The organism is Alcanivorax sp. 24, from assembly GCF_004360225.1.
Classification (GTDB): Bacteria; Pseudomonadota; Gammaproteobacteria; order Pseudomonadales; family Alcanivoracaceae; genus Alloalcanivorax; species Alloalcanivorax xiamenensis.
Genome location: NZ_SNUA01000020.1, coordinates 31,526 through 47,158 on the forward strand (window position 1 = coordinate 31,526; position 15,633 = coordinate 47,158).

Genomic DNA, 15,633 nt, shown 5'->3' on the forward strand with positions numbered 1-15,633 from the left:
CGGAGGGACTCCTTCTGTACCATTGGTCGATTCACCCTATCACTGGACAAGGCTTGTCATGAGTATTAAATCCGATCGCTGGATCTCCCGCATGGCCCGCGAGCAGGGCATGATCGAACCGTTCGAGGCCGAGCAGGTGCGCGTCGACGGCGAGGGCAACAAGCTGATTTCCTATGGCGTGTCCAGTTATGGCTACGACGTGCGCTGCGCCGACGAATTCAAGGTTTTCACCAACATCCATTCGGCCACGGTGGACCCCAAGCATTTCGATGAGAAGAGCTTCGTCGACATCAAGGGCGACTACTGCATCATTCCGCCCAACTCCTTTGCTCTGGCCCGCACCGTGGAGTATTTCCGCATTCCCCGTAATGTGCTGACCATCTGCCTGGGCAAATCCACCTACGCCCGCTGCGGCATCATCGTCAACGTGACGCCACTGGAACCGGAATGGGAAGGGCACGTGACGCTGGAGTTTTCCAACACCACCACCTTGCCGGCGAGAATCTACGCCAACGAAGGCGTGGCGCAGATGCTGTTCCTGGAGTCCGATGAAGAGTGCGCGGTGTCCTACATGGATCGTGGTGGCAAATACCAGGGCCAGCGAGGGGTGACGCTGCCGAAGGCCTGATAGGAGTATCGTGGCCGTTCGACTACTGGTGTCCCTCGGATTCTGATGGCGCTGAATCCATGGCCGTGGCCAGTCCATGGGGCCTGGAGACATGAAGAGGCGTTGTATTCGCTGGCAAGCCAGCTTCCCACGGAGGGAGCTACGGAGCCGCTGTGGGAGACTGCCTTGGCAGCGAATCAGTGTGCGGCATGCCGTTCAATTCCCGTAGTCGATCATGATCAGCTCGCCGCGCAGTAGCGTGCTTTCAATGTGGCGGGCTTTCACCACCATGTAGTCCTTGGCCGGCGCCACCCAGAACAGGGTGCGGCGTTTTTTCTTGCGGTCGCCTTTGCGGCGTTTTTCCACGATCAGCGTATCCAGTTCGCCCATGGGGGTGTCCAGGGTTTCCCGGTCGATGACGATGAAATGATGCTGGCGGATCCGGTCACCGTAAACGCTGGTGGCGGTGTATTCCTTGTCACCGGTGGCGAACACGCAACGGGCCCGCAGCAACATGGTCAACTCGTCCAGGGCATCGGCCGGGATGTCGAAACTCTCCTTGCCTTCCTTGTTGTCGCTGTTGACCACCCTGGGTGGTGACCAGGAGAAGTCGGTGTGGTGGTAGCGGTGTTTGCCGAACCCCTGGAACTCATGCACGTAACGCTCGGTGCGCGGTTTGCAGTCGTTCCATTCGAACCGGCTCTCCTCGGTGTTGGTGAGCATGAACGAGTCCGCCTCGAACAGCATGCGGTACTGGTCCGCGCCCGGCGCGGGTTCCAACACCAGGGTCGCCTTGATCGGCGTGGGAATCTTGTTGACGTGAATGCGATATTCGGCGGCGAACGGTGCCAGCGGCTCGGCCAGAGCGGCGCCGCCAGGTAATGCCAGAGCCAGTGCCAGGAGCGCGGCACGCATCACGGTAGCGCTCCCTGCAGGGTCATCACGTGGCGGCCGTCCTCGTTTTCCTGCACCAGTTGCACCAGCGTATAGCCGTACTCCGGTGCGAACCAGAGCCAGGTCTGGCGCGGGCTGTTGCCGCTGCGGTCGCGGCGTACCTTGACCGTGGTGATCGGGTTGCCATTGATGCTCAGGGTTTCCTCACCCTCGACCAGATAATGCTGGCTTTCCAGTTCCCGTTCATCGGCCACATGCAAGGTCAGATCCCGCTCGCCCCGGGCCAGCCGGCATTGCAGAGCCAGGGTCAGGGAAATCTTGTCGGTCACCGCGTCGGACGGCACCGGGTATTGGCGATCCGCCTTGCCGCTGCGTTTGGCGGTGGCGGTGGCGCCACCGGCCGGGATCCGCACTTCCGCTTCCTTGAGCTGGCCAAGACCCTTGCGCCGGTACCCGTAATAGCGACTCACCGGAGTGCAGCCGCTCCAGGTGAAACGGGAGGTCTCGCGGATTTCGCCGAGTACGTTGCTGGCCACCACTTCCATTTGCCATTGCCCGTCACCGAGCGCTTTCAGCGTCCGGTTGGCGGTGACCGCGAAAGGAATGCCCTGGGCCTTGAGCCGGTATTGCAGTTGGAACGGGGTGATCGGTGATTCGGTGGCGATGGCCGGGGCCGTCGCCAGGATCAGCAGCGCCAGCAGGGCGCTAGTGAGAAACCGCCGGCGCCCATTGCCGGCCTTGTGGGGGTAGGATTTCGCCATCCAGTGCCACTCCCTGTGTGGTCAGACGCAGACGCCCGGCGGCCCGCCATCGCAGCACCTCCGGATACAGTCCGTGCTCGCATTCCTGTACCCGTTTGGACAGGGTTTCCGGGGTATCGTTCGCCAGTATCGGTAAGCGCGCCTGAGCAATCAACGGGCCTCCATCCAGTTCCTCGGTGACGAAGTGGATCGAACAGCCGTGCTCGCGGTCACCGGCCTCCAGCGCCCGGGCGTGAGTGTGCAGCCCACGGTGCAGCGGCAACAGTGACGGGTGGATGTTGATCAGGCGGCCGTCATAGTGCCGCACGAAGTCACTGGAGAGGATCCGCATGAAACCGGCGAGCACCACCGTGTCCGCGCCATGGGCGTCAAGTTCGCGGATCATGGCGCGGTCGAAAGAGGGCCGGTCCGGATAATCGCGATGATCAATCACCGCCGTGTCGACGCCGGCCCGGCTCGCCCGCCGCAGGCCGTCGGCATCGGCCCGGTTACTCAGCACCAGAGTAACGCGGGCGTCCAGGGATCCGTCGTCGATGGCATCAAGAATGGCTTGCAGGTTGGTGCCCGAACCGCTGATCAGCACCGCCAGACGGTGGGTCACGGAGTGAGCCCCTCCATCACCACTTCCGGGGTGCCGTCGTGAGAACGGATGTCGCCGATCAGGATGGGCTGCTCGCCGGCGGCTTCCAGCTCGGCCACCGCCTGATCCACGTGCTCGGCGGGCACCACCACCACCATGCCAATGCCGCAGTTGAAGGTGCGGTACATCTCCATTTCCGGCACTTGGCCCTGTTCCCGCAGCCACTGGAATACCGGCGGCCAGGTCCAGGTCTTGGTGTCGACCACCGCGCGGGTGCCGTCCGGCAGCACCCGTGGCAGGTTCTCCGGCAGACCACCGCCGGTGATGTGCGCCAGGGCGTGCACCGGCACGGACTTGATCAGAGCCAGCAGGCTCTTCACGTAAATGCGGGTGGGTTCCAGCAGATGCTCGATCACCGGTTTACCGTCCAGATCGGCGTTGGCGTCGCCTTGCTCGAGAATGCGGCGCACCAGGGAGTAGCCGTTGGAATGAGGGCCGGAGCTGGCCAGACCGATCAACTTGTCGCCGGCCTGGACGCGGCTGCCGTCGATGACACCGTCGCGTTCCACCACGCCGACGCAGAAGCCGGCCAGATCGTAATCCTCGCCCTGGTACATGCCGGGCATTTCCGCGGTTTCGCCACCCACCAGGGCGCAACCGGCTTGCACGCAGCCTTCGCCGATGCCTTCCACCACCCGCGCGGCGGTCTCCACATCGAGCTTGCCGGTGGCGTAGTAGTCAAGGAACATCAGCGGTTCAGCGCCGCCCACCACCAGGTCATTCACGCACATCGCCACCAGGTCGATGCCGACGCGGTCATGGCGGTCGTGATCCATGGCCAGCCGCAGTTTGGTGCCGACGCCGTCGGTGCCGGCCACCAGCACCGGGTTCCGGTACCCTTCAGGCAGAGCGCAGAGAGCGCCGAAGCCTCCCAGACCGCCCATCACTTCGGGCCGGCCGGTGCGCCTGGCCACCGGTTTGATTCGTTTTACCAGCTCATTGCCGGCATCGATGTCCACGCCGGCGTCGCGGTAGGTCAGCGGCCGTTTCTGTTCGCTCATGGGGCACTCCAGATGGTGAAGGCGCGTATTCTAGCAATCGCGGACCAGGAGTGGAAACGGGCCGATGGACGGTTCGCCAGCGGCGTTCGGATAGGGGATAATAGCGCGCCCAATCGAGGCCCGCTGGACCGAACTGATGACCCGATTATTGTGCTGCGTACTGATATTGCTGGCCCTGGCGCCGGGCGCGGGGGCCGATACCCTGGGGCAGGTGTCGCTGCCCGCGACGCAAGGGGCCGGCGGCGAGGCGCCCGGCGAAGAGGCGCTTCGTGACGGGTTGGAAAGATTGACCCGCCGCCTGACCGGCCAGGCCGAGGTAGCCGACCTGCCCGGCGTGGCCGCGGCTCTGGAAGCGCCGGATCGTTGGCTGCAGGCCTATCGCTATCAGCAGGATGGCGATGCCACCCGGCTGGAACTGGAATTCGACGGCGCCGCCCTGCGCCGCTACCTGGCCAATCAGGGGGCGCCGGTGTGGCGGGGAGAGCCACCCACGGTGTTGGTGTGGATGGTGGCGGGAAGCGGGCGCGGCAGTGTGGTCGGCGCCGGCGATGATCTGGCTGATGCGATGACGGATGTGGCGGCACAACGCGGCGTGACGCTGCGTTTCCCGGCCTGGGATGAACAAGACCGCGAGGGGCTCACGGTGGCGGACATTCGCGGCCGTTTCGATGAACCGGTGCTGGCGGCGTCGCGCCGCTACGGCAGCGACTGGGTGGCCACGGCGGTGCTGTACGACGGCCGCCAAGAGACCCTCAACTGGCGTTTGATGGAAGGCCGTGAAACCGTGACGCAGGATCGTGACAGTGGTGAGCGGGGCGCCTTGCTCTCCGGCATGGTGACGGCGATGGCCGATACTCTCACGGAGCGCTATGGCGATGAGGTCCGCGCCGCCGCAGGCGGACAGGCGAACCCGCCAGCCTCCCCGCCGACGTCTTCGCCCGCCACGCCCGCGGACGGTGGGCCGATGGTGGCCGGCGCTCCGGTGACGCCCACCGGCCCGGACAGCTTTGACGACATGACGTTGCTGGCGGTGCGCGGCATCGGCTCCCTGCGAGACCTGACCGCTTTGCGCCAGGCGCTGTCCCAGGCGCCCGGCGTGGCCTCGGTGGAGGTGCGCTCGCTCGACGGCGATCAGGTGTTGGTTCAAGTGAGCCCCGCGGGGCTGACGCTGGCCCGCGATGTGGCTGGTCTCAGCGAATGCGGGGAAAGTCAGGGGCGCTCCCTGTATTGCTGGCAACCATGAGCAACCAGTTACCCCTGGCCCTGCAGTTGCGTGAAGGGCACGATCTCGACAATTTCCAAGCCGGTGACAATGGCCTTGCCCTGGCCTCGGTGAAAGCCGCGGCTCAAGGCGAGGAGCGGCAGGTATTGCTGTGGGGCGGTGAGGGGCAGGGCAAGAGCCATCTGTTGGAAGGCGCGGTGCGCCACGCCCAGACGTTGGGCCGCCCCGCCTGTTTGCTGCCGGCCACGGAGCTGTTGCCGCTGGTTCCCGACGTCCTTGATGGCATGGAGCAGTTCGCTCTGCTGGCGTTGGACGATGTCGACCGTTTCGCCAGCCAGCCGCGCTGGGAAGAAGCGCTGTTCCATCTCTACAACCGCGTCATGGCCGGCGGCGGCGCGCTGCTGTTTACCGCGTCCGCCTCACCGGCGGCAACCGCCTGGCAACTGCCGGATCTGGCCACGCGGCTGGCGGCGGGGCCGGTGATCCGGCTGCAGCCCCTGGATGAGCAGGCGCTTACGGAATTGGTGGTGCGACGCGCCGGTGAACGCGGCTTGCGCATCAATGGTGAGGCAGCCCGTTATCTGGCCATGCGCAGCGAGCGCTCGCCGGCGGCACTGCTGGAGCGATTGGCCACGCTGGATCATATGGCGCTGGCCCGTCAGCGCGCCCTGACCATCCCGTTCATCAAGGATGTTTTTGATTGGTGACCCGGCGGGGATCCGTCTTTTTTCCTATACTACCGAAACAACACCGAACACCCTCGCGTGATCTCGCGATCACCACCAAGTCGATAAGGAGACGCTATGGATATCAGTTCCGGTTGGGATCTAGTCATCATCGGCAGTGGACCGGCGGGGGAGGCGGCGGCGATGCAGGCGGCCAAGGGCGGTTTGCGCGTTGCCATGATCGAGAGCCAGAACCGGGTCGGCGGTAACTGCACCCATTGGGGCACGATCCCCTCCAAGGCGCTGCGTCACCAGGTGCGTCAGGTGATCCGTTCGCAACGCAATCCGTTGCTGCGCGGTCTGATCAATCCGCGCCAGGTGCAATGGCAGGATCTGATCCGCCGCAGCGGGGAAGTGATCGACTCCCAGGTGCAGGTGCGTACCGACTTCTATATCCGTAACCGGGTACGTTTATTCTCCGGGCTCGGCTATATTCAGGGGCCGGGGGACGTCCGCGTGGACGATCCGGTGGGCCGCCAGTGGCTGTTGCGTACCCGCAATATTCTCATCGCCACCGGCTCGCGGCCCTATCATCCGGCGGACGTGGACTTCGATCATCCACGCATCTACGACTCCGACACCATCCTCAACATGGCGCATACGCCGCGCAACATCATCGTCTACGGCGCCGGGGTGATCGGTTGCGAGTACGCCTGCATGTTCACCGGCTTGGGCATGCGGGTGGATCTGGTCAATAACCGGCAGCATTTGCTGGATTTCCTCGACACGGAAATTTCCGATGCGCTCAGCTATCACCTGCGTGACCAGGGCGCCACCATCCGTCACAGCGAGGAATACTCGCGGATCATCGCCGACGATGAAGGCGTGACGCTGGAGTTGCAGTCCGGCAAACGACTGCGCGCCGACGCGCTGCTGTGGTGCAACGGCCGTTCCGGTAACACCCAGGATCTGGGTATCGAGAATCTGGGGCTGGAAGCCAACAGTCGCGGTCAGTTGAGCGTGGATGAGCGCTACTGCACGGCGGCGGAGAACGTTTACGCGGTGGGGGACGTGGTGGGCTGGCCGTCCCTGGCCAGCGCCTCCTACGACCAGGGCCGCTTCTGTGCCGAAGGGATCGTCACCGGTGGACCGGTGAAGCAGGTGGAGAATGTTCCCACCGGTATTTACACCATCCCCGGCATCAGTTCGGTGGGGCAAACCGAACAGGAACTGACCGAATCAAAGGTGCCCTACGAAGTGGGGCAGGCGTTCTTCAAGAATCTGGCCCGGGCGCAGATCACTGGTGAGCGGGTTGGCATGCTGAAAATTCTGTTCCACCGCGAGACCCTGGCGGTGCTGGGAATTCATTGCTTCGGTTATCAGGCGATGGAAATAGTACACGTCGGGCAGGCGGTGATGCGTCAACCGGCGCCCAACAACACGCTGCATTATTTCGTTGACACCACTTTTAACTACCCCACCATGGCGGAAGCCTATCGGGTAGCGGCGATCAACGGGGTCAACCGGGTTAGGCGGTGAAACAGACCGGGCCTTCTTCTGGAGGGACATAAATTCGGAAGCCACTACAAAGCCGCCGTGGGAAGCGGCCTTGGCCGCGAATGCCCCCGGGCCGTCGGCCATTCGCTTGCAAGCAAGCTTCCCACGGCGGCTTTGTAGCGGCTACCTCTGCGCGCGGCTGCGCTCGTAAAAAAACTCCCGGTTTTTCTGCCGCGCGTCGCCACTTTTTTTCAACAGCGCCAGGGTGACGCCAGCGCCGCCCTGATTCTGCGGGGCGCTGTGGAAGGCCAACACTTCCGGGTACTCGGCCAGCCAGTGCAGCACGTAGCTTTTCAGCAGCCCGGGGCGCTCGCTGTGCTGGCCCTTGCCATGGCTGATTTGCACGGTGCGTAACCCCTGGGTCTGAGCCTCCTGGAGAAAGCGGAATACCTGTTCGCGGGCATCGAGCAGACGAACCCGGTGCAGATCCAGACGGGCCTGGGTTTCGTACTTGCCCAAACGCAATTTCCGGAACACCCCTTCCTGCACGCCGTTTTTCTTCTGGCCGACGATGTCGTGGGGGCCGGCCTCGGGAACATGTTCCGGCAAGGACAAGGGATTGCCGTCCTGGGCGGGGCGGGCGGTGGCGGCGGCGCGACGTTGCTGCTGGGCCAGGCTGGGGGGGTGAGGGCGGCTCAGGTGCACGCGGCCATCGTCCTTGAGCGGTGCCACACCGGTCATTTCTTTGCGAAACAGATCGTCGTCATGGTCGTTCATGGCACCCTCCGGACACGGCACTTTATTGGGATAGTACACAAAGTATGAGGGGCATGGCAGCGGCCCGATGGTCGTCAATACCGGGGCGCGGAGGGGGAACTCGGAAAAAAGCACCACAGGGGGTATGCGAGCATACCCCTTGAGGACCGGGAGAAAAGGTCGATCAGTGCGAGGGACGCGGCGGTCGGGGGCGACCGGGGGCTTCCGCGGCCTCGTCATCGGTTTGATGACGATGCTTCTTGGCGTCCCGCTTGCGACGTTCCTTCGCTACCCGACTATGCTCTTCTTGCCATTCTTTGGCGTCGTAGTCATCAAAGTGGCGACGACTCATGTTCTGTACTCTCAAAAAAGATCCGTAATACAAAAGGCGCGTGATAACAGGCGCGACCAGCTCGCATTCCCTGTGTATCAACGACTATATATCACTGAACCCGGCGGCGGAGAAGAGGCGCAACGCAATATTCATACGATCCTGTTCATACCGCCCGGGGAGCGGTATCGGGTTCCTGGTAGGCGTAATCCAGGTATTCCAGGATCGAAGCCGATTCATAACGCTCCTCGCCAGTATTCGGGTCCACCAGATAGGGAATCGCCACCATATCGGTGATGGTGATCAGACGTTGGCGGTTGCGCTGGCTGGGCCGGTAATTCAGGTTCAAACGGTCACGTACCGCCGGCAGCACCCAGTCCATCCACTGGTCCCGGCCGCACTGCCGGATCAGATACGGCAGTTGCATCTCGCACAGCCGTTCCCGCACCAGGCGGGCGAACGGGCTGGCCTCGAAGGAATACAGTTCCAGAGGCCGTTCCGCCAGGCCCGCGGGGCGGGCGCGCAGCCCTCGGCGGCCACGGGGCACCGACGCGGTGAACGATGACACCAGCCGCAAGCGGGAAGCCAGTCCGCGGCCGGGGGGCAGGCGGTCGCCATATTCCCGGTGCAGGTAATCGATAATGTCCCCGGATTCATAGAGCGCCGCTCCTGTGTTCGGATCCATCAGGAACGGGAAGCGGGTCTGTCCACCGAGATTTTCCACTAGAGGCCGGTAACGGCTGCCGCCCTTGGGGCAAGGGAAAATCAGCACATCCAGATCCAGCTCGGTAAGCGTTTCACGCACCAACCGGCAATAGGGGCAGGCTTCGATGTCGTACAATTCCAAAGGCTCTTCCGGCTGCCTGTCACGCGGGCGGGTGGCGATGCCCCGGCCATTTTGCGCGGCGCTGGAAGCCAGTGAGCGGGCGATATCCAGATATGACATAAGGCTCCTCCTTGTTCCGCTCTACCTTGACCATGGCGCCGTGCCGGAACAATGGCCCTGGCGCCGGTAAGATCATGAACCGGCTCCAAGGCGCCAGGGGCGATGCCGCCGTCAGGCCGACTTTTGCCGCGATACTTGCGCCAGCGCATCTTCGTACAGGCGGTTCACGTAGGGCCAGTTGACCACCTTCCACCAGGCGTCGATGTAGTCCGGGCGCTTGTTCATGTAGGTGAGATAGTAAGCGTGCTCCCACACGTCGCAACCCAGAATCGGCGTGCCGCGCACCTCGGCGGTGTCCATCAGCGGATTGTCCTGGTTACCGGTGGAGCTGATCGCCAGATCGCCGTTCGCGGTAACCGAGAGCCAGGCGAAACCGGAGCCGAACTGGGTGATGCCGGCGTTGGCGAAAGCCGTCTTGAATTCATCGAAGGAACCGTACTTGGCCAGCAGAGCGTCCGCCAGCGGACCCACCGGATCGCCGCCGCCATCCGGCGACATCACGTTCCAATACAGGGTGTGGTTGTAATAGCCGCCGCCGTTGTTGCGCACCGCCGGCGCGTGCCGGGAGATGTGGGCGAAAATGGTCTCCATCGGCTGCTGTTCCAGATCGGTGCCGCTGATGGCGGTGATGAACTTGTCGTAGTAAGTGCGATGGTGCCGGGTATGGTGTACGCGCATGGTGGTCTCGTCGATCACCGGTTCCAAGGCGTCGTAAGCGTACGGTAAGTCCGAAAACTCATGAATCATGGTAACTATCCTCTAACGTTAAAAGACGTGTGGCGTCCTCCAGTGCCCGCCGCTGATGTGGCTCGAGCAATCCGACGCCGGATTGGTGCAAAGCCAGTAACCGCATTCTCAGCCGGCCGAACTCGCCCAGCGCGCAGCCGCCGGCACCTCGCGACATCTGATCGTTCACCCAGACCGCCAGATTCAAGCAGCCCTCCAGCAGAACATCCCGGATCCGCTCCGGTTGTTCGCGCCGGGCGTGGGTATCGGCGAGGTTCTGAATGGCGATGGAATACAAGATCAGGGCGTCGGTGTCGGCGGGGCGCCGGCATTGAAGGGCGGTTGCCAGAGCGCTGATGGCCTGGCGGTAGCGGTCCTGAGCTTCGGCGTAGCGTTGCGTGGCGAAGGCTTCGTTACCTAGCCGGAGCAGGGCTTTGCTGTCCATTGCGATAATCGTAATGCGAATTACTTTTATTTAAAAGAAGGAAAAGAATCAGAATGCTGTCTTTTTCGCTCAGTATCCGTGATCGCTCCCGTCATTGTGGCCATTCCGGCCCTCGGGCACTCTGTTGGCCTCAATATCTGTTCACCTCAATAATTATCGTTACCCCGGAACGCCGAGCCTGCTCAGGCCGCGAGGGCGAGAGGAACGCTTACATGACCGAAGCCTATATTTACGATGCCATCCGCACCCCCCGTGGGCGTGGCAAGAAGGATGGCTCCCTGCATACCGTCAAACCTCTGGATCTGGTGGTGGGGTTGATTGGTGAATTGCGCGATCGTTTCCCCAATATGGACGTCAACCGCATCGACGATGTGTTGCTCGGCGTGGTCTCGCCGGTGGGGGATCAGGGAGCCTGTATCGCCAAGACCGCGGCCCTGGCCGCCGGTCTGCCGGAAACGGTGGCGGGCTATCAACTGAACCGGTTTTGTGCGTCCGGCCTGGAAGCGGTCAACACGGCGGCCCAGAAAGTGGCGTCCGGTTGGGATGATCTGGTTCTGGCCGGCGGTGTTGAAGCGATGAGCCGGGTGCCGATGGGCTCCGATGGCGGTGCCTGGGCCATGGACCCGATCACCAACTACGAAACCGGTTTCGTGCCTCAGGGCATCGGCGCCGATCTGATCGCCACCATCGAAGGCTTCTCCCGCCGCGATGTGGACGAATTCGCCGCCGAGTCCCAGGCCCGTGCCGCCAATGCCTGGGAAAAAGGCTATTTCCGGCGCTCCGTGGTGCCGGTGAAGGACCGCAACGGCCTGGTGGTGTTGGATCGGGACGAGCACGTGCGCGCCGGCACCACCGCCGATGTGCTTGGCAACTTGAATCCGTCGTTTGCCGTCATGGGCGAAATGGGCGGCTTCGACGCCGTGGCGCTGCAGAAATACCACTGGGTCGAGAAGATCGATCACGTGCACACCGGGGGCAACTCCTCCGGCATTGTCGATGGCGCTTCCCTGGTGGCCATCGGTAACGCCCAGGTGGGCAAGGACTGCGGCATGACGCCGCGGGGGAGGGTGGTGGCCACCGCCATCAGCGGCGCTGATCCCACCATCATGCTCACCGGTCCGGCGCCGGCCTGCCGCAAGGTGCTGAAGAAAGCCGGCATGACCATCGACCAGATCGACCTGGTGGAAATCAACGAGGCCTTCGCTTCCGTGGCCATGCGTTTCATGAAGGACATGGGCCTCAGCCATGACAAAGTGAACGTCAACGGCGGCGCCATTGCCATGGGTCACCCGCTGGGCGCCACCGGCGCCATGATTCTGGGCACCGTGCTGGATGAGCTGGAACGCCGTGACCAGAAATACGGACTGTGCACCCTCTGCGTGGGCGGTGGCATGGGGATCGCCACCATCATCGAGCGCCTGTGAGCCGGACGGGGAGAAACGAATCATGAATGAGAAAGCTGTTAGCGATAAAGAAAGCACCATCCGCTGGGAACAGGACGCCGACAATATCGTCACCCTGGTCCTGGACGATCCCAAGCAATCCGCCAATACCATGAACGAGCGCTACATGCGCTCCATGGCGGCCACCGTGGAACGGCTGGAAAAAGAAAAGGACAACATTGCCGGGGTGATCATTACCTCGGCCAAGAGCACCTTCTTTGCCGGCGGCGACCTTAACGACCTGATCCAGGTAACGCCGGAGCGGGCGGCGGAATTCTCCGCCGGTGTGGAAACCGCCAAGGCGCAGCTGCGCACCCTGGAAACCCTGGGAATTCCGGTGGTGGCCGCGTTGAACGGCACCGCCCTGGGCGGCGGTCTGGAAATCGCTCTGTCCTGTCATCGCCGTATCGCGCTGAACAATCCGAAAGCGGTGTTCGGTCTGCCGGAAGTCACCCTTGGGCTGTTGCCCGGTGGCGGCGGTGTGGTACGCACCGTGCGCATGCTGGGGATTCAGAACGCTCTGATGCAGGTCCTGCTGCAAGGCCAGCGCCACAAGGTGGACAAAGCCAAGGCGCTGGGTCTTGTCGACGAAGTCGTGGATACCCCGGAAGCGATGCTGGAACAGGCCCGTGCCTGGATCAAAGCCAACCCCAAGGCCAAACAGCCCTGGGACGAGAAGGGCTACAAGATTCCCGGCGGTTCGCCGAGCCACCCCGGTTTCGCGCAGAACCTGCCGGCGTTCCCGGCTAATCTGCGCAAACAGCTCAAAGGGGCCAATTATCCGGCGCCGCGCAATATTCTGGCGGCGGCGGTGGAAGGGGCCCAGGTGGACTTCGACAACGCCATCAAGATCGAGGGCCGCTACTTCGTCGAGCTGGCCTGTGGTCAGGTGGCGAAGAACATGACCACCGCTTTCTTCTTCAATCTGCAGGCGATCAACGCCGGCGCCAGCCGTCCCAAGGACGTGCCGAAATACAAAGCCCGGAAAGTGGCGGTGCTCGGCGCCGGCATGATGGGCGCGGGGATCGCCTACGTCACTGCCCGCTCCGGTGCCGAGGTGGTGCTCAAGGACGTCTCCCTGGAGAACGCGGAGAAAGGCAAGGCGTACTCCGGGAAGCTGCTGGACAAGGCGGTATCCAAGGGCCGGATGAGCAAGGAAAAGAAAGAGGAGATTCTTGCCCGTATCACCCCCTCCGCCAATGTTGACGATCTGCAAGGCGTGGACTTCGTCGTCGAAGCCGTGTTTGAAAACACCGACCTGAAGCACAAGGTGTTCCAGGAGATCGAGGACGTGGTCAACGCGGACGCGGTACTGGGCTCCAACACCTCAACGCTGCCGATCACCGGCCTGGCGGAAGGCGTGAAGAAACAGGACAACTTTATCGGCATCCATTTCTTCAGCCCGGTGGACAAAATGCCGCTGGTGGAAATCATCCGTGGTGAGAACACCAGTGATGAAGTGCTGGCGAAGGTGTTCGACTACACATTGCAAATCAACAAGACGCCGATCGTGGTCAATGATTCCCGTGGTTTCTTCACCAGCCGGGTGATCGGCACCTTCATCAACGAGGCCATCGCCATGGTGGGTGAAGGGCAGAACGCCAACTCCATCGAGCAGGCCGCTACTCAGGCCGGCTATCCGGTGGGCGCGCTCAAACTGATCGATGAGATCAACATGAAGCTGTCCCTGAAGATCGCCGGTGAGTACAAGCAGGCCACCGAAGCCCAGGGTAACAGCCCGCAAGCCCATCCCGCGCTGGCGGTGATGGAAAAAATGGTCAACCAACTGGAACGCCCCGGCAAGCTGGATGGCAAGGGCTTTTACGATTATCCGGAAAATGGCAAGGCGCGCCTCTGGGCAGGCCTGAAGGAACAGTTCCCGGCCCGTGAAGCAATTCCATTCAAGGATATGCAGGAGCGGATGCTGTTCGCCGAAGCCCTGGAAACGGTCAAGTGCTTCCAGGAAGGGGTGATCGAGTCCGTTGGCGATACCAACATTGGTTCCATCTTCGGTATCGGTTTCCCGGCCTGGTCCGGCGGTGTGGTGCAGTATATGAACCAGTACGAGGGTGGCCTGCGCGGCTTCGTGGCCCGTGCCGAGGAACTGGCCGACCGCTACGGGGAGCGTTTCAATCCGCCGCCGCTGCTGGTGGAAAAAGCAGAGAAAGGCGAGATTTTCAAATAGCCAGCGGCTTTCGTTGGAACCGCCGAAGCCCGGGCCGTTTGGCCCGGGCTTTTTTATGGTTCATCGCGGTTTGGAGGGAAACCGTATTGCCTTCCATCAGGGACAGCGTAACACGGCTACGCTTCGAGGTGAGGGGCTGGCATGCAAGGGCCACGAAGCCGCTGTGGGAAGCTTGCTGGCAAGCGAATGGGCTCCTGGAAAGAGATTCGCTTGCCAGCAATCTCCCACAGTGGCGCTGTAGTCACCTCCGAGTTTGGGTCTCCAAGGCCAGCAAAGGCATAACACACCTTCGCTATGGGTTCCTGGGTCCCCTCTTGGCCCGTGGCGCCCCGGCTGAAGCGAGACTTCCCGCTAAAGTGCGATGAACCTTTTTCATTGAGGCGCTGGCACGCAACACGCTTGCACGCGCCAGCATTCGATAACCATTCTGGTTGCGATTCGTTTCTCTGCTACCTGTAACCTAACCCATTGAATTAAATGATAAAATCTTCGCCGGGGCTGGCGCGTCACAACAGGGCGCGTCATACTGTGCGCGTGTTCCATTTATCTGTAATTCGAGGAGTTATCCATGAAAGGCCATCCTGATGTGATCAAGTGTCTGCAGGAGCTGCTGCGCGGTGAACTGGCTGCCCGTGACCAGTATTTTCTGCATTCACGCCAGTACGAGGATCAAGGGTATGGCCGCCTCTACGAGCGCATCAATCACGAAATGCAGGAAGAGACCGAACACGCGGATGCCATTCTGCGGCGGCTGTTGTTCCTGGAAGGGGTTCCGGATATGACGCCCCACGCCATGTCTCCGGGCCGTACCGTCATGGAGATGTTGGAAGCGGATCTGCGCCTCGAATATAAAGTGCGGGAGGATCTGGCCAAAGCCATGGCATTGTGTGAGTCGGTGGGGGATTACGTGACCCGGGAAATGCTGCGTCAGCAATTACAGGACACGGAAGAGGATCACACCCACTGGCTGGAGCAACAGCTCCGTTTGATCAAGCACATCGGCGAGGAAAACTACCGCCAGTCCCAGATGTCCTGATCCGGCGTCATTGGATCGCCGGGCGGTGCCACGGCGATTACTCGGTTCTTCATATTTGCACAAAGTCGGCACAGTGTTTGCGCATTACCGGCGCATCCTGGTTCCATCAGGACGAAACAGGAGCCGACCATGAAAAGCCGAAAAACTCTCGCTCTCGCCCTTGGTGGCAGCCTGCTGCTGTCGTCTTCTCTGGCCTGGTCACAGCCGGCTAGAGGACCGGATCAGAGCAATCACGGGCCGGCTCAGCAGGCCCATCAAGGTCCCTCCCATGGTGATGGGCATCGTCCGCACCATGCCGACTGGAAGGGAAAGCCGTTGCCCAAGCGTTATCAGGAACCGCGTTACGTGGTGAAGGAGTACGGTCGTTATGGGCTGCCGGCACCGAAGCCGGGTCACCACTGGGTAAAAGTGGATAATGACTTTCTGCTCACCGCCATCGCTACCGGCGTCATTGTCTCGATCATTGCCGGCTCATAGGG

General features: G+C 62.2%; 17 protein-coding genes. 8 read left to right on the plus strand and 9 right to left on the minus strand.

Annotated features, from left to right (window positions below; genetic code table 11):
• Positions 1 to 58 precede the first annotated feature (58 nt).
• On the plus strand, positions 59 to 628 hold the full coding sequence (gene dcd, locus E0L37_RS19420; RefSeq protein ID WP_133493305.1) for a dCTP deaminase: 570 nt from the start codon (positions 59 to 61) through the stop codon (positions 626 to 628).
• A 195-nt stretch (positions 629 to 823) separates the two neighbouring features.
• Here the strand turns inward: dcd and E0L37_RS19425 are convergent, their stop codons facing one another.
• Genes E0L37_RS19425 through purM form a run of 4 tightly spaced genes read right to left on the minus strand, consistent with a single transcriptional unit; the run spans position 824 to position 3,903 of the window.
• Positions 824 to 1,522, minus strand: coding sequence for a DUF3108 domain-containing protein (locus E0L37_RS19425; RefSeq protein WP_133493306.1), 699 nt, complete (start codon positions 1,520 to 1,522; stop codon positions 824 to 826).
• A complete protein-coding gene (locus E0L37_RS19430) occupies positions 1,522 to 2,262 on the minus strand; it encodes a DUF3108 domain-containing protein (protein WP_133493307.1) in 741 nt (246 codons plus the stop codon). The genes E0L37_RS19425 and E0L37_RS19430 overlap by 1 nt, the downstream gene beginning before the upstream one ends.
• Positions 2,207 to 2,863, minus strand: coding sequence for a phosphoribosylglycinamide formyltransferase (gene purN, locus E0L37_RS19435; RefSeq protein ID WP_133493308.1), 657 nt, complete (start codon positions 2,861 to 2,863; stop codon positions 2,207 to 2,209). Before purN ends, E0L37_RS19430 begins: the two co-directional genes overlap by 56 nt.
• A complete protein-coding gene (gene purM / locus E0L37_RS19440; protein WP_133493309.1) occupies positions 2,860 to 3,903 on the minus strand; it encodes a phosphoribosylformylglycinamidine cyclo-ligase in 1,044 nt (347 codons plus the stop codon). The genes purN and purM overlap by 4 nt, the downstream gene beginning before the upstream one ends.
• A 136-nt stretch (positions 3,904 to 4,039) precedes the next feature.
• Between purM and E0L37_RS19445 the strand changes: the two genes are divergently transcribed.
• The 3 genes from E0L37_RS19445 to sthA all read left to right on the plus strand — a co-directional run bounded on the left by E0L37_RS19445 (position 4,040) and on the right by sthA (position 7,329).
• The gene (locus E0L37_RS19445) at positions 4,040 to 5,146 is read left to right on the plus strand and encodes a DUF2066 domain-containing protein (RefSeq protein ID WP_133493310.1); all 1,107 of its coding nucleotides are present in this window, start codon (positions 4,040 to 4,042) and stop codon (positions 5,144 to 5,146) included.
• Complete coding sequence (hda, locus tag E0L37_RS19450) at positions 5,143 to 5,832, plus strand: DnaA regulatory inactivator Hda (protein WP_133493311.1); 690 nt, start codon at positions 5,143 to 5,145, stop codon at positions 5,830 to 5,832. The genes E0L37_RS19445 and hda overlap by 4 nt, the downstream gene beginning before the upstream one ends.
• 96 nt (positions 5,833 to 5,928) lie before the next feature.
• Complete coding sequence (gene sthA, locus E0L37_RS19455; protein WP_133493312.1) at positions 5,929 to 7,329, plus strand: Si-specific NAD(P)(+) transhydrogenase; 1,401 nt, start codon at positions 5,929 to 5,931, stop codon at positions 7,327 to 7,329.
• Between the two features lie 141 nt (positions 7,330 to 7,470).
• Here the strand turns inward: sthA and smrA are convergent, their stop codons facing one another.
• The 5 genes from smrA to E0L37_RS19475 all read right to left on the minus strand — a co-directional run bounded on the left by smrA (position 7,471) and on the right by E0L37_RS19475 (position 10,491).
• A complete protein-coding gene (gene smrA / locus E0L37_RS19460) occupies positions 7,471 to 8,064 on the minus strand; it encodes a DNA endonuclease SmrA (RefSeq protein ID WP_133493313.1) in 594 nt (197 codons plus the stop codon).
• A 163-nt stretch (positions 8,065 to 8,227) separates the two neighbouring features.
• Entirely contained in the window at positions 8,228 to 8,395 is a 168-nt protein-coding gene (locus E0L37_RS21585; protein ID WP_159660232.1) for a hypothetical protein, read from the minus strand.
• A gap of 145 nt (positions 8,396 to 8,540) precedes the next feature.
• Positions 8,541 to 9,320, minus strand: coding sequence for a glutathione S-transferase N-terminal domain-containing protein (locus E0L37_RS19465; protein WP_133493314.1), 780 nt, complete (start codon positions 9,318 to 9,320; stop codon positions 8,541 to 8,543).
• Between the two features lie 111 nt (positions 9,321 to 9,431).
• Positions 9,432 to 10,067, minus strand: coding sequence for a superoxide dismutase (locus E0L37_RS19470; protein ID WP_133493315.1), 636 nt, complete (start codon positions 10,065 to 10,067; stop codon positions 9,432 to 9,434).
• A complete protein-coding gene (locus E0L37_RS19475; protein ID WP_133493316.1) occupies positions 10,057 to 10,491 on the minus strand; it encodes a hypothetical protein in 435 nt (144 codons plus the stop codon). Before E0L37_RS19475 ends, E0L37_RS19470 begins: the two co-directional genes overlap by 11 nt.
• A 212-nt stretch (positions 10,492 to 10,703) precedes the next feature.
• Here E0L37_RS19475 and E0L37_RS19480 point away from each other — a divergent pair, with 212 nt between their 5' ends.
• The 4 genes from E0L37_RS19480 (at position 10,704) to E0L37_RS19495 (ending at position 15,631) form a co-directional block, all read left to right on the plus strand.
• Positions 10,704 to 11,915 (plus strand): acetyl-CoA C-acetyltransferase, encoded by a 1,212-nt coding sequence (locus E0L37_RS19480; protein ID WP_133493317.1) that lies wholly within the window; start codon positions 10,704 to 10,706, stop codon positions 11,913 to 11,915.
• Between the two features lie 22 nt (positions 11,916 to 11,937).
• A complete protein-coding gene (locus tag E0L37_RS19485) occupies positions 11,938 to 14,118 on the plus strand; it encodes a 3-hydroxyacyl-CoA dehydrogenase NAD-binding domain-containing protein (RefSeq protein ID WP_133493318.1) in 2,181 nt (726 codons plus the stop codon).
• A 568-nt stretch (positions 14,119 to 14,686) separates the two neighbouring features.
• Complete coding sequence (gene bfr / locus E0L37_RS19490) at positions 14,687 to 15,154, plus strand: bacterioferritin (RefSeq protein ID WP_022996496.1); 468 nt, start codon at positions 14,687 to 14,689, stop codon at positions 15,152 to 15,154.
• A gap of 129 nt (positions 15,155 to 15,283) precedes the next feature.
• Positions 15,284 to 15,631, plus strand: coding sequence for an RcnB family protein (locus E0L37_RS19495; protein ID WP_133493319.1), 348 nt, complete (start codon positions 15,284 to 15,286; stop codon positions 15,629 to 15,631).
• Positions 15,632 to 15,633 lie beyond the last annotated feature (2 nt).

Bases quoted from the DNA above. Each gene is read 5' to 3' on its own strand.
- E0L37_RS19470 (WP_133493315.1), bottom strand. From the start codon at position 10,067: ATGATTCATGAGTTTTCGGACTTACCGTACGCTTACGACGCCTTGGAA.
- hda (WP_133493311.1), top strand. From the start codon at position 5,143: ATGAGCAACCAGTTACCCCTGGCCCTGCAGTTGCGTGAAGGGCACGAT.
- E0L37_RS19430 (WP_133493307.1), bottom strand. From the start codon at position 2,262: ATGGCGAAATCCTACCCCCACAAGGCCGGCAATGGGCGCCGGCGGTTT.
- E0L37_RS19475 (WP_133493316.1), bottom strand. From the start codon at position 10,491: ATGGACAGCAAAGCCCTGCTCCGGCTAGGTAACGAAGCCTTCGCCACG.
- E0L37_RS19480 (WP_133493317.1), top strand. From the start codon at position 10,704: ATGACCGAAGCCTATATTTACGATGCCATCCGCACCCCCCGTGGGCGT.
- purM (WP_133493309.1), bottom strand. From the start codon at position 3,903: ATGAGCGAACAGAAACGGCCGCTGACCTACCGCGACGCCGGCGTGGAC.
- E0L37_RS19425 (WP_133493306.1), bottom strand. From the start codon at position 1,522: ATGCGTGCCGCGCTCCTGGCACTGGCTCTGGCATTACCTGGCGGCGCC.
- smrA (WP_133493313.1), bottom strand. From the start codon at position 8,064: ATGAACGACCATGACGACGATCTGTTTCGCAAAGAAATGACCGGTGTG.
- bfr (WP_022996496.1), top strand. From the start codon at position 14,687: ATGAAAGGCCATCCTGATGTGATCAAGTGTCTGCAGGAGCTGCTGCGC.
- E0L37_RS19495 (WP_133493319.1), top strand. From the start codon at position 15,284: ATGAAAAGCCGAAAAACTCTCGCTCTCGCCCTTGGTGGCAGCCTGCTG.
- E0L37_RS19465 (WP_133493314.1), bottom strand. From the start codon at position 9,320: ATGTCATATCTGGATATCGCCCGCTCACTGGCTTCCAGCGCCGCGCAA.
- sthA (WP_133493312.1), top strand. From the start codon at position 5,929: ATGGATATCAGTTCCGGTTGGGATCTAGTCATCATCGGCAGTGGACCG.
- dcd (WP_133493305.1), top strand. From the start codon at position 59: ATGAGTATTAAATCCGATCGCTGGATCTCCCGCATGGCCCGCGAGCAG.
- E0L37_RS21585 (WP_159660232.1), bottom strand. From the start codon at position 8,395: ATGAGTCGTCGCCACTTTGATGACTACGACGCCAAAGAATGGCAAGAA.
- E0L37_RS19485 (WP_133493318.1), top strand. From the start codon at position 11,938: ATGAATGAGAAAGCTGTTAGCGATAAAGAAAGCACCATCCGCTGGGAA.
- E0L37_RS19445 (WP_133493310.1), top strand. From the start codon at position 4,040: ATGACCCGATTATTGTGCTGCGTACTGATATTGCTGGCCCTGGCGCCG.